15 protein-coding genes are annotated in these 12,134 nt (G+C 68.9%); 1 reads left to right on the plus strand and 14 read right to left on the minus strand.

Annotated features, from left to right (window positions below; all coding sequences use genetic code 11):
• Window positions 1–283: 283 nt before the first annotated feature.
• Complete coding sequence (locus tag ABT041_RS36145; protein WP_351192682.1) at window positions 284–1,906, minus strand: ABC-F family ATP-binding cassette domain-containing protein; 1,623 nt, start codon at window positions 1,904–1,906, stop codon at window positions 284–286.
• A gap of 56 nt (window positions 1,907–1,962) precedes the next feature.
• On the opposite strand from ABT041_RS36145, the gene ABT041_RS36150 reads away from it, so the two are divergent.
• Window positions 1,963–2,976: a hypothetical protein gene (locus ABT041_RS36150; RefSeq protein ID WP_351192685.1), complete on the plus strand. Its 1,014-nt coding sequence runs from the start codon at window positions 1,963–1,965 to the stop codon at window positions 2,974–2,976.
• Here ABT041_RS36150 and truA read toward each other — a convergent pair.
• The 13 genes from truA to rpsE form a co-directional block, all read right to left on the minus strand.
• Complete coding sequence (gene truA / locus ABT041_RS36155; protein ID WP_351192688.1) at window positions 2,947–3,804, minus strand: tRNA pseudouridine(38-40) synthase TruA; 858 nt, start codon at window positions 3,802–3,804, stop codon at window positions 2,947–2,949. The two genes, ABT041_RS36150 and truA, sit on opposite strands and share 30 nt — an antisense overlap.
• Window positions 3,805–3,886: 82 nt before the next feature.
• Window positions 3,887–4,357 carry a 50S ribosomal protein L17 gene (rplQ, locus tag ABT041_RS36160; protein ID WP_189847048.1) on the minus strand — a complete coding sequence of 157 codons (471 nt, stop codon included), beginning with the start codon at window positions 4,355–4,357 and terminating at the stop codon, window positions 3,887–3,889.
• Between the two features lie 172 nt (window positions 4,358–4,529).
• Window positions 4,530–5,552, minus strand: a complete 1,023-nt coding sequence (locus ABT041_RS36165; RefSeq protein ID WP_004946635.1) for a DNA-directed RNA polymerase subunit alpha — start codon at window positions 5,550–5,552, stop codon at window positions 4,530–4,532.
• A gap of 156 nt (window positions 5,553–5,708) precedes the next feature.
• Window positions 5,709–6,113, minus strand: coding sequence for a 30S ribosomal protein S11 (gene rpsK / locus ABT041_RS36170; RefSeq protein ID WP_003956432.1), 405 nt, complete (start codon window positions 6,111–6,113; stop codon window positions 5,709–5,711).
• Window positions 6,114–6,179: 66 nt separating this feature from the next.
• Complete coding sequence (gene rpsM, locus ABT041_RS36175) at window positions 6,180–6,560, minus strand: 30S ribosomal protein S13 (protein ID WP_351192692.1); 381 nt, start codon at window positions 6,558–6,560, stop codon at window positions 6,180–6,182.
• A 190-nt stretch (window positions 6,561–6,750) separates the two neighbouring features.
• Entirely contained in the window at window positions 6,751–6,864 is a 114-nt protein-coding gene (rpmJ, locus tag ABT041_RS36180) for a 50S ribosomal protein L36 (protein WP_003956441.1), read from the minus strand.
• 61 nt (window positions 6,865–6,925) lie between these two features.
• Window positions 6,926–7,147 carry a translation initiation factor IF-1 gene (infA, locus tag ABT041_RS36185; protein WP_003956442.1) on the minus strand — a complete coding sequence of 74 codons (222 nt, stop codon included), beginning with the start codon at window positions 7,145–7,147 and terminating at the stop codon, window positions 6,926–6,928.
• A gap of 595 nt (window positions 7,148–7,742) precedes the next feature.
• A complete protein-coding gene (map, locus tag ABT041_RS36190) occupies window positions 7,743–8,594 on the minus strand; it encodes a type I methionyl aminopeptidase (RefSeq protein WP_351192695.1) in 852 nt (283 codons plus the stop codon).
• A 96-nt stretch (window positions 8,595–8,690) separates the two neighbouring features.
• Window positions 8,691–9,338, minus strand: a complete 648-nt coding sequence (locus ABT041_RS36195; RefSeq protein ID WP_351192697.1) for an adenylate kinase — start codon at window positions 9,336–9,338, stop codon at window positions 8,691–8,693.
• Entirely contained in the window at window positions 9,338–10,657 is a 1,320-nt protein-coding gene (gene secY / locus ABT041_RS36200; protein ID WP_351192699.1) for a preprotein translocase subunit SecY, read from the minus strand. The genes ABT041_RS36195 and secY overlap by 1 nt, the downstream gene beginning before the upstream one ends.
• Before the next feature lie 213 nt (window positions 10,658–10,870).
• Window positions 10,871–11,326: a 50S ribosomal protein L15 gene (gene rplO / locus ABT041_RS36205; protein WP_030687807.1), complete on the minus strand. Its 456-nt coding sequence runs from the start codon at window positions 11,324–11,326 to the stop codon at window positions 10,871–10,873.
• Window position 11,327: 1 nt separating this feature from the next.
• Window positions 11,328–11,510, minus strand: a complete 183-nt coding sequence (gene rpmD, locus ABT041_RS36210; protein ID WP_041130781.1) for a 50S ribosomal protein L30 — start codon at window positions 11,508–11,510, stop codon at window positions 11,328–11,330.
• On the minus strand, window positions 11,510–12,112 hold the full coding sequence (gene rpsE / locus ABT041_RS36215) for a 30S ribosomal protein S5 (protein WP_015035588.1): 603 nt from the start codon (window positions 12,110–12,112) through the stop codon (window positions 11,510–11,512). The genes rpmD and rpsE overlap by 1 nt, the downstream gene beginning before the upstream one ends.
• Window positions 12,113–12,134 lie beyond the last annotated feature (22 nt).

Below are 12,134 nucleotides of genomic sequence, written 5' to 3' on the forward strand. Positions count from 1 at the left end.
CGCCGCTCGACCTCTCCCCCACGCCGCGCTCGCACGGCTCGGCCCGAGGGGGCCTCCCCGGCTTCGCCCGGCTGCGCCGGACTCCGTCCGCCGGCCGTGGCCCGGGCCGCGTCTACCGCCGGCCGCCCGGGGTCACCGCGCCCGCTCCACCCGCCGCTCGACCTCTCCCCCACGCCGCGCTCGCACGGCTCGGCCCGAGGGGGCCTCCCCGGCTTCGCCCGGCTGCGCCGGACTCCGTCCGCCGGCGGTGGCCCGGGCCGCGTCTACCGCCGGCCGCCCGGGGTCACCGCGCCCGCTCCACCCGCCGCTCGTCCCAGACGGGCTCGCTGGTCTCCCGTACGACCCCGTCGGAGCCGAAGACCAGGAACCGGTCGAAGGACTTCGCGAACCACCGGTCGTGCGTGACGGCCATCACCGTCCCCTCGTACGACTCCAGACCGTCCTGGAGCGCCTCGGCGGACTCCAGGTCCAGGTTGTCCGTGGGCTCGTCGAGGAGCAGCGCCGTCGTGCCCGCCAGCTCCAGGAGCAGGATCTGGAAGCGCGCCTGCTGCCCGCCCGAGAGCTTGTCGAAGGACTGGTCGCCCTGCCGCTCCAGCTCGTACCGCCGCAGCATCGACATCGCCGCGCCCCGGTCCTTGGCGTGCTCCGTCCACAGGATGTCGACGAGCGGCCGCCCGGCCAGCTCGGGGTGCGCGTGGGTCTGCGCGAAGTGCCCCGGCACGACCCGCGCGCCGAGCTTCCACGTACCCGTGTGGGCGACCGTCGGGTCCCCCGCGAGCAGCCGCAGGAAGTGCGACTTCCCGGACCCGTTCGACCCGAGGACGGCGACCCGCTCCCCGTAGAAGATCTCAAGCGAGAACGGCTTCATCAGCCCGGTCAGCTCAAGGTTCTCGCAGGTCACAGCCCGTACGCCGGTACGCCCGCCGCGCAGCCGCATCCGGATGTCCTGCTCGCGCGGCGGCTCCGGCGGCGGCCCGGCCTCCTCGAACTTCTTCAGGCGGGTCTGCGCCGCCGCGTACCGGGACGCCATCTCGTGGCTGACCGCGGCCGCCTGCCTCAGGTTGATCACCAGCTTCTTCAGCTGCGCGTGCTTCTCGTCCCAGCGCCGCTTCAGCTCCTCGAAGCGGGCGAAGCGCTCGCGCCGGGCCTCGTGGAAGGTGTCGAAGCCGCCGCCGTGCACCCACACGTCGGACCCGGCCGGGCCGGGCTCGACCGCGATGATCTTCTGGGCGCCCCGGGAGAGCAGCTCACGGTCGTGGGAGATGAAGAGCACGGTCTTGCGGGTCTCCCGCAGCCGCTCCTCCAGCCACCGCTTGCCCGGGACGTCGAGGTAGTTGTCGGGCTCGTCGAGGAGCAGCACCTCGTCGGGGCCGCGCAGCAGCGACTCCAGGACCAGCCTCTTCTGCTCGCCGCCGGAGAGCGTCCTGACCTCACGGAACTGCGCCTTCTCGTACGGCACGCCCAGCGCGGCCATCGTGCAGATGTCCCAGAGGGTCTCGGCCTCGTACCCCTGGACCTCGGCCCAGTCGCTGAGGGCCTGCGCGTACTTCATCTGCGCGGCCTCGTCGTCGACGGTCATGATCAGGTGCTCGGCCTCGTCGACGGCCTTGGCGGCCTCCCGGATCCGGGGCTGGGCGACGGAGACCAGCAGGTCACGGACGGTGGACTCGTCCCGTACGGAGCCGACGAACTGCGGCATCACGCCGAGGCCGCCGCTGACGGTGACCGTGCCGCCGTGCGGCTGCAGCTCCCCGGCGATCATCCGGAGCAGTGTGGTCTTGCCGGCGCCGTTGGCCCCGACGAGGGCGACGACGGCGCCCTCCCCGACCCGGAAGGAGGCGTCCCCGAGCAGGACCCTCCCGTCGGGAAGGTAGTACTCCAGATGCGCGGCCTCGACATGTCCCATGGGATGCATTGTCGCCGCCCGCGTGGGCCAGCCCCAACCGGTTTAGGATGCGCGGCATGAGCTTTGGGGGACCGCAGTGGCCGCAGGATCCGCAGCAGCAGGGGCAGCAGGGGAACGCACAGCAGCCCGGGTACGGGTATCCGCCGCAGCAGGGGTACGGACAGCAGGCCGGGTACGGGTATCCGCCCCAGCAGGGGAACGGGCAGCAGCCGGGCTACGGCTATCCGCAGCCGGCGGCGCAGCCGAACCCCTTCCCGGGCGCCCAGGGCAGCACTGACACCCCCGACTGGGGCGCCCTCGCCGACGCCAGCGCCTCCCGCGGCCGCCGCAAGCGCCTCCTGCTGATCGCCGGCGGCGTCCTGGCGACGGTGGCGGTGGGCGCGATCGTGGCGACGGCGGTCGTGAGCACCAACAAGAAGAACGACGAGGCCAAGAACGGCCCGGTCCCCACCGGCACGGTCTCCCCCACCGGCACGCCGAGCCCGGAGCCGACCTTCTCCTCGGTGGCGCCGCCGCCCCCGCCGAACCCGAAGGACTACATCTCGGACCCGAAGAAGGACAAGGCCCCCCTCACCGCCGAGGGCCTCTTCCCGGGCAAGAAGATGACCATGAACGGCCGCGCGTACCAGAAGGGCGCGACCTCCGCCACGACCAACTGCGCGGCCGTCACTCAGGGCGGTCTCGGCACGGTCCTGAAGCGGAACGGCTGCCAGAAGGTGCTCCGCGCCACGTACGTGAAGGACGGCGTGGCGATCACCGTCGGCGTCGCCGTCTTCCCGTCCGAGGCGGCGGCCCAGAAGGCGAAGGACCAGGCCACCGGCGGCGTCGCGCCCCTGACGGGCGCGGGCGTGGGTGATTTCTGCCACGCCACGGTCTGCCTGCGCCGCTCGAACGCGATCGGCCGCTACGCGTACTTCACCCAGGGCGGCTTCGCCAACGGCAAGAAGGTCACCAAGGCCGACAAGCCCGTCTTCCAGGCCAGCGACGACCTCGGTACCTTCGCCTTCAACCAGATCTACGCCCGGGGCCGCGCCCAGGCCTCAGCAGCAGCCGGCACTCCCGGGGAGTGACCGCTTGTTGCGCGCCTCCCTGCTGCGGGCGGCGAGCAGCGCGTCCTCCGGGTAGCCGACCTCTTCGAGGGTGAGGCCGTGCGGCCGCACGACGTGGACGGCCGAGTCGCGGACGCCGGCGGCGAGCACCTTGCCGGGCCAGTCGACCGGCCGGTGGCCGTCGCCGACGAAGAGCAGGGCGCCGACGAGCGAGCGGACCATGTTGTGGCAGAAGGCGTCCGCCTTGACGGTCGCCTCCAGGATCCCGTCGTCCCGGCGCTCCCAGCGCAGCACCTGCAGCGTGCGGATGGTGGTGGCGCCCTCGCGCTTCTTGCAGTACGCGGCGAAGTCGTGCTCGCCGACGAGCGCGGTGGCGGCCTCGTTCATGGCGTCCATGTCGAGGGCCCAGTCGTGCCACAGGACGTGCCCGCGGAGCAGCGGGTCGACGCCGCCGGGGTTGTCGGTGACGCGGTAGGCGTAGCGGCGCCAGATCGCGGAGAACCGCGCGTTGAAGCCGGCGGGGGCCTCCGCCACCTTCCACACCCGGACATCGTGCGGCAGCCGCCCGGCGAGCCGCCGCAGCAGCTTGTCCCGGTGCTCCTCCCAGAGCTCCACGGGGAGGTCGACATGGGCGACCTGGCCGCGCGCGTGCACGCCGGCGTCGGTCCGGCCGGCGACGGTCAGCTCGTACGTCTCCTTGGACCGGGTGACGGTCCGCAGGGCGTCCTCGATCTCTCCCTGTACGGTCCGCTGCCCCTGGGCCTGCTTGGCCCAGCCGGAGAAGTCCCTGCCGTCGTACGAAAGGTCGAGCCGAACCCGTACGAACCCGTCCTGCACGTCATCGCTCACGCGAAGATCCTCTCAAACACACGGGAACGGGCCCGCACCCCAGGGGGTACGGGCCCGCTCACGAGAAACGTACGAAAAACGCTTACGCGTCCTTCGCCTCGTCCTCGGTCGCCTCGACGGCGGCGGCCTCGTCGGCCTCCTTGACGGCGCGCTTGGTGGCGGCCTCGGCCTCGGCAACGGTCGCCTTCTTGGCGATCTCGCCCTCGACCAGCTCGATCACGGCCATCGGGGCGTTGTCGCCACGACGGTTGCCGATCTTGGTGATGCGGGTGTAGCCACCCGGACGCTCCGAGTAACGCGGGGCGATCTCGGTGAAGAGGGTGTGGACGACGCCCTTGTCGGTGATCGTCTGCAGCACCAGGCGACGGTTGTGGATGTCGCCCTTCTTCGCCTTGGTGATCAGGCGCTCGGCGACCGGACGCAGGCGACGGGCCTTGGCCTCGGTCGTGGTGATGCGGCCGTGCTCGAAGAGCGACTTCGCCAGGTTGGCGAGGAGCAGCTTCTCGTGCGCGGCGGAACCGCCGAGGCGGGCACCCTTCGCGGGACGCGGCATGGTGTTTCTCCTTGTGATCTGCACCGGCCGTATGAGGTACCGATGTCAGTGTCCGAGCGGGCGGTCACCCGTCGGAGACCCCGCGCCCCATAGGGGCGCGGGGAGGTGTCAATCTTGCGGCTAACGCCGCGTGGGCGCGACCAGCCGAAACCGGTCCGCAGCAAGACTGCGACTAGTACTGCTCGGTCTCGACGAAACCGGCGTCCGCGTCGTCGTCGGCGCCGAAGGCGTCCGCGGCGGCGGTCGGGTCGAATCCGGGCGGGCTGTCCTTGAGGGCCAGGCCCATGCCGGCCAGCTTCGCCTTGACCTCGTCGATCGACTTCGCACCGAAGTTGCGGATGTCGAGCAGGTCGGCCTCGGAGCGGGCGACGAGCTCACCCACGGAGTGGATGCCCTCACGCTTGAGGCAGTTGTACGAACGAACGGTGAGCTCGAGCTCCTCGATCGGCAGCGCGAGGTCGGCGGCGAGGGCGGCGTCCGTCGGGGACGGGCCCATGTCGATGCCCTCGGCGTCGATGTTGAGCTCGCGGGCCAGACCGAACAGCTCGACCAGGGTCTTGCCGGCGGACGCCATGGCGTCACGCGGGCGCATGGCCTGCTTGGTCTCGACGTCGACGATGAGCTTGTCGAAGTCGGTGCGCTGCTCGACTCGGGTCGCCTCGACCTTGTAGGTGACCTTCAGCACGGGGCTGTAGATGGAGTCGACCGGGATGCGGCCGATCTCCTGGCCGACCTGCTTGTTCTGGACGGCGGAGACGTAGCCGCGACCGCGCTCGACGGTCAGCTCCATCTCCAGCTTGCCCTTGGCGTTCAGGGTCGCCAGAACGAGGTCGGGGTTGTGCACCTCGACACCGGCCGGGGGCGCGATGTCGGCGGCGGTGACCAGACCCGGGCCCTGCTTGCGCAGGTACATCACGACCGGCTCGTCGTGCTCCGAGGAGACGACCAGCTGCTTGATGTTAAGGATGAGGTCGGTGACGTCCTCCTTGACGCCCGGCACGGTGGTGAACTCGTGCAGGACACCGTCGATGCGGATGCTGGTGACAGCGGCACCCGGGATCGAGGAGAGGAGGGTACGGCGGAGGGAGTTGCCGAGGGTGTAGCCGAAGCCCGGCTCCAGCGGCTCGATGACGAACCGGGAGCGGAACTCGTCGACGACCTCTTCGGTCAGCGACGGACGCTGAGCGATAAGCATGTCTGTGTTTCCTTCAGTCGTGGACGCCCACTATTTGACGCCCGACGGCACCGGGCGGAGCCCGATGATTTCGCTGCTGCGTACTGCAAGGGTACGGGCGGTACGTCCCACAAGGGGACGCACCGCCCGAAAAGTCCTGCTCAAGCAGCCCGTGCGTCAGACGCGGCGGCGCTTGGGGGGACGGCAGCCGTTGTGCGGCGTGGGGGTGACGTCCTGGATCGAGCCGACCTCGAGGCCCGTGGCCTGGAGGGAGCGGATCGCGGTCTCACGGCCGGAGCCGGGACCCTTGACGAAGACGTCGACCTTGCGCATGCCGTGCTCCTGCGCGCGGCGAGCGGCCGACTCGGCGGCCATCTGCGCGGCGAACGGGGTGGACTTGCGCGAGCCCTTGAAGCCGACGTGGCCGGCGGAGGCCCAGGAGATCACGTTGCCCGAGGGGTCCGTGATCGAGACGATCGTGTTGTTGAACGTGCTCTTGATGTGCGCGTGGCCGTGAGCGACGTTCTTCTTTTCCTTGCGGCGCACCTTCTTGGCAGCGCCCTGACGACCCTTGGGGGGCATCTCTTACTCCTACGGGAGGTGGTCGGTCCTACAGCGAAGACCGCTTGGTCAAGCGTCCGCTGAGGACTACTTCTTGCCCGGCTTCTTCTTACCGGCGATGGCGCGACGCGGGCCCTTGCGGGTACGAGCGTTCGTGCTGGTGCGCTGACCGCGGACGGGCAGGCCACGACGGTGGCGGAGGCCCTGGTAGCAGCCGATCTCGACCTTGCGGCGGATGTCGGCGGCGATCTCGCGGCGGAGGTCACCCTCGGTCTGGAGGTTGGCGTCCACGTACTCGCGGATCTTGACGAGGTCTTCCTCGGCAAGGTCGCGGACACGGGTGGACTCGTTCACGCCAGTGGCGGCGAGGATCTCCTCGGACCGGGTGCGCCCGATACCGAAGACGTAGGTGAGTGCGACCACCACACGCTTGTCACGCGGGATGTCAACACCGGAAACGCGTGCCATTCAATGGCTCCTGTGTTCTCGGGGGTCTGCTGCAGAACCGTTCCCGGCTGCCGTATGAGGTACAGGTCGGGTCCCCGGCCCCCGCCGGAGGTGCCGTCAACCGTGGGACACGGTCGGACGGGCTCTGCGTATGTACGTGTTGCTATTGCGTCGCGCGAAGAACTGCGAAATGCAGGTCGGTCGGCGTGCGTCAGCCCTGGCGCTGCTTGTGGCGCAGGTTGTCGCAGATGACCATGACCCGGCCGTGACGGCGGATCACCTTGCACTTGTCGCAGATCTTCTTGACGCTCGGCTTGACCTTCATGGGATGTGAGGTTCTCCGGGTCAGTGCCACCACCCGCGCGGAGGGCGGGTGCGGGCAAGATCTACTTGTACCGGTAGACGATCCGGCCACGCGTCAGGTCGTAGGGAGAGAGCTCCACCACGACCCGGTCGTCCGGGAGGATTCGGATGTAGTGCATCCGCATCTTGCCGGAGATGTGCGCGAGGACCTTGTGACCGTTCTGGAGCTCCACCTTGAACATGGCGTTCGGGAGGGACTCGATCACGGTGCCCTCGATTTCGATGGCACCTTGCTTCTTGGCCACGCTTCGCCTTTCGAATCGGCTACCTTGATCGACTCTCGCCGCCGGGTGCGGACACACGGGTACACGAGAGCCGACGCATCAGTCTACGTCAGGGCCCAGGAAAAGACGAATCGGGAAGTCTGCCCACGCTAGAAGATCATTACGCGACCCCCGAAACCGGCCCCCCACACGGCCGCCGCACCCTCCCCGACGCAGCCCTCGCGGGCTCGGCGCCCGGGGCGCCTCACAAGCTTCGGCCTGCTGCGCCGGACTCCGTCCACCGAGCCCGGGCCCCGCTACGCCAGCGGGTCCGGGGCCGCCGTCACGCCCAGTTCCGCGAGCTTCGCCTTGCCGCCGACCCAATCCCCGACGCAGCCCTCGCGGGCTCGGCGCCCGGGGGCGCCTCACAAGCTTCGGCCTGCTGCGCCGGACTCCGTCCACCGAGCCCGGGCCCCGCTACGCCAGCGGGTCCGGGGCCGCCGTCACGCCCAGTTCCGCGAGCTTCGCCTTGCCGCCGACCCAATCCCCGACGCAGCCCTCGCGGGCTCGGCGCCCGGGGGCGCCTCACAAGCTTCGGCCTGCTGCGCCGGACTCCGTCCGCCGAGCCCGGGCCCCGCTACGCCAGCGGGTCCGGGGCCGCCGTCACGCCCAGTTCCGCGAGCTTCGCCTTACCGCCGTCGACCGCCGTCAGGACCAGCGGGCCGGCCTCCGTCAGGGCGACCGAGTGCTCCCAGTGGGAGGACCAGGTGCCGTCCGTCGTGATGACCGTCCAGTCGTCCTTCAGGACCTCCGTGTGCGGGGTGCCCAGGGAGACCATCGGCTCGATCGCCAGGCACAGGCCGGGGACCAGCTTCGGGCCCTTGCCGCGCTTGCGGGAGACGTAGTTCAGCAGGTGCGGGTCCATGTGCATCTCGGTGCCGATGCCGTGGCCGCCGTAGTCCTCGATGATCCCGTACCGGCCCAGGCTGTGGTCGCCCACGGCCGGCCGCGGCTGCCGCTTGATGTACGTCTCGATCGCCTTCGAGATGTCCACCAGACGGTTGCCCAGCTTCATGGCCGCGATGCCGGCCCACATCGACTCCTCCGTCACCCGGGAGAGCTCCACCAGCTCCGGCGCGTGGCCCGTGCCGACGAAGGCCGTGTAGGCGGCGTCACCGTGCCAGCCGTCCACGATCGCGCCCGCGTCGATGGAGATGATGTCGCCGTCCTTGAGGACGGTCTTGTCGTCGGGGATGCCGTGGACGACGACCTCGTTCACCGAGGTGCAGATCGTCGCGGGGAAGCCTCCGTACCCGAGGAAGTTCGACTTCGCCCCGTGGTCGGCGATGACCTTCCGCGCGACCTCGTCCAGGTCCCTCGTCGTGGCGCCCGGCACGGCCGCCTCACGGGTCGCCGCGTGGATGGCGGCGACGACCAGCCCCGCCTCGCGCATCTTCGCGATCTGCTCGGGGGTCTTGATCTGCACCATCGTGGCCGCGGCCTTTCCATCGAGTACGGGGAACAGAACAACGATACGGCCGCGACGCCCCCTAGGGGCACCGCGGCCGTATCGAACGAACCAGGGTTACTTCTTGAGCGCGGCCATCGCCTTGGCGGTGACCTCGTCCACCTTGCCGAGCGCCGAGATCGTCTCGACCAGGTTCTGCGCCCGGTAGTAGTCGATGATCGGCTCGGTCTCGGTGTGGTAGACCGCCAGACGCTTGCGGACGGTCTCCTCCGTGTCGTCGTCGCGCTGGTACAGCTCACCGCCGCAGACGTCGCAGACGCCCTCGGTCTTCGGAGCGTTGTACGTCACGTGGAAGACGTGCGCGGAGTCCTTGCGGCAGATGCGGCGACCCGCGATCCGCTTCACGACCTCGTCCTCGGGGACCTCGAGGTCCAGGACCGCGTCCAGCTCGATGCCGCCGGACTTGAGGAACGCGTCCAGGGCCTGGGCCTGGGCCACGTTCCGCGGGAACCCGTCGAGCAGGAAGCCGCCCTCGGCGTCCGCCTGGCGCATGCGGTCCTCGGCCATCCCGATCGTCACGGAGTCCGGCACCAGCTGGCCGGCCTTCATGTACGACTGCGCCTCTACGCCGAGCGGCGTGCCCTGCGAGATGTTGGCACGGAACAGGTCGCCCGTAGAGATGTGCGGGATACCCAGGTTCTTGGCGAGGTACGCGGCCTGCGTGCCCTTGCCCGCACCGGGCGGTCCGACGAGGACGATTCGCATCAGCGGAGGAACCCTTCGTAATTGCGCTGCTGGAGCTGGCTCTCGATCTGCTTCACGGTCTCCAGCCCCACACCCACGATGATGAGGATGCTCGTCCCACCGAAGGGGAAGTTGGCATTGGCGCCACCGAAGCCTGCCAACGCCATCGTCGGCACAAGAGCGATCAGACCCAAGTACAGCGAGCCCGGCCAAGTGATCCGGTTGAGCACGTAGCTCAGATACTCGGCAGTAGGTCGACCAGCCCGGATACCCGGGATGAAGCCACCATACTTCTTCATGTTGTCCGCGACTTCCTCGGGGTTGAACGAGATCGCCACATAGAAGAAGGCGAAGAACACGATCAGAAGGAAGTACGCGGCGATGTAGTAGGGGTGGTCACCCTTGACGAAGTGGGCTTCGATCCAGGTCTTCCACCCTGCGGTGGAGTTCGAGAACTGCGCGATCAAGGCCGGGATGTAGAGCAGCGACGACGCGAAGATGACAGGAATCACACCCGCCTGGTTCACCTTCAACGGGATGTAAGTGGACGTACCGCCGTACGACCTGCGGCCGATCATGCGCTTCGCGTACTGGACCGGGATGCGTCGCTGGGCCTGCTCGACGAAGACCACGAGGGCCACCATCACGAAGCCGATGAGGATGACGGTGCCGAACTCGATCCAGCCCTTGGCGAGCTTGCCGCTCTCCTTGATGGCCCACAGGGCGCCCGGGAAGCCGGCGGCGATCGAGATGAACATCAGGATCGACATGCCGTTGCCGATGCCGCGGTCGGTGATCAGCTCACCGAGCCACATGACGACGCCGGTGCCCGCGGTCATCGTGATGACCATCGTGGCGATGGTGAAGATCGACTGGTCGGGCACGACCTGGTCGGCGACGATGCAGCCGCTGAAGAGCGCACCGCTCTTGGCGGTCGCGACGAGGCCGGTGCCCTGGAGGATGGCGAGAGCCACGGTCAGGTACCGGGTGTACTGCGTGATCTTGGCAGTACCGGCCTGACCCTCCTTCTTGAGGGCTTCGAGGCGGGGGATCACGACGGTCAGCAGCTGCAGGATGATGCTCGCCGTGATGTACGGCATGATGCCGAGCGCGAAGATGGTGATCTGCAGCAGCGCCCCGCCACTGAACATGTTGACCAGGCCGAACAGGCTGTTGTTGCCCTCGCTGGCCTGCTTGACACACTGCTGGACGGCCTCGTAGCTGACGCCGGGCACCGGGATGTGGGCCCCGAGGCGGTACAGCACGATGATGGCGAGCGTGAAGAGCAGCTTCTTGCGCAGGTCGGGCGTCTTGAACGCCCGGGCGAACGCGGTGAGCACGGTGCCTCCTGCGACCCCCGCGCTATGCGTCAAGGGTGACGGTCTTGAGGTTCGACGATTGGGTATCGGTCATCAATTCCGCGCGGGCATACCGCACGGAGCCTAGACAGTGCACGCCACCTTACCGGCGACCATGCCCCCCTAGGAACGACCAACCGGGGATGCCCCTTTTGGGAGGCATCCCCGGTCGGATGTTCAGGCCATCGAGTCGTCTCAGACGAGCTCGGTGACGGTGCCGCCGGCGGCGGCGATCTTCTCCTTGGCGGAGCCGGAGACGGCGTCGACCGTCACCTGCAGCGCCACGGAGACCTCGCCCTGGCCCAGGACCTTGACGAGCTGGTTCTTGCGAACGGCACCCTTGGCGACCAGGTCGGCCACCGTGACCTCGCCACCCTGCGGGTAGAGCGCGGTGAGCTTGTCCAGGTTCACGACCTGGTACTCGGTGCGGAAGGGGTTCTTGAAGCCCTTCAGCTTCGGAAGACGCATGTGGAGGGGCATCTGGCCACCCTCGAAGCGCTCCGGAACCTGGTAGCGGGCCTTCGTACCCTTCGTACCACGACCGGCCGTCTTACCCTTCGACGCCTCACCACGACCCACACGGGTCTTGGCGGTCTTGGCGCCCGGGGCGGGACGGAGGTTGTGGGCCTTCAGCGGGTTGTTCTCCGCCATGTCAGTCAACCTCCTCGACCGTCACGAGGTGGCGGACGGTGTGCACCATGCCGCGGAACTCGGGGCGGTCCTCCTTGACAACCACGTCACCCAGGCGCTTGAGGCCCAGGGAACGGAGGGTGTCGCGGTGGTTCTGCTTGCTGCCGATGTACGACTTCGTCTGCGTGACCTTGAGGCGAGCCATTACGCACCCGCCCCAGCACGCGCACGGAGCAGAGCCGCGGGAGCGACGTCCTCGAGCGGCAGACCGCGGCGAGCCGCGATCTCCTCGGGACGCTGCAGGCCCTTCAGGGCCTCCACGGTCGCGTGCACGATGTTGATCGCGTTGTCGGAGCCGAGCGACTTCGACAGGATGTCGTGAACGCCGGCGCACTCGAGCACGGCGCGCACCGGGCCACCGGCGATAACACCGGTACCGGGGGAAGCCGGCTTGAGCAGGACGACGCCCGCGGCCTTCTCGCCCTGGATCGGGTGAGGGATGGTGCCCTGGATGCGGGGAACCTTGAAGAAGTTCTTCTTGGCTTCCTCGACGCCCTTGGCAATGGCCGCGGGAACTTCCTTGGCCTTGCCGTAACCGACACCTACGGTGCCGTCACCGTCACCCACCACGACGAGCGCGGTGAAGCTGAAGCGACGACCACCCTTGACAACCTTGGCGACGCGGTTGATCGCGACAACGCGCTCAACGTACGCGGTCTTCTCGGCGGCAGCGCCACCGTCGCGGCCCTTCCGGTCCCGCCGCTCGCCGCCACCGGCACCGCTGCCGCGGCGCTGGGGTCCAGCCATTGGATTACCTCTCTCTGTTACG

The organism is Streptomyces sp. NPDC002825, from assembly GCF_040295385.1.
Lineage (GTDB): Bacteria > Actinomycetota > Actinomycetes > Streptomycetales > Streptomycetaceae > Streptomyces.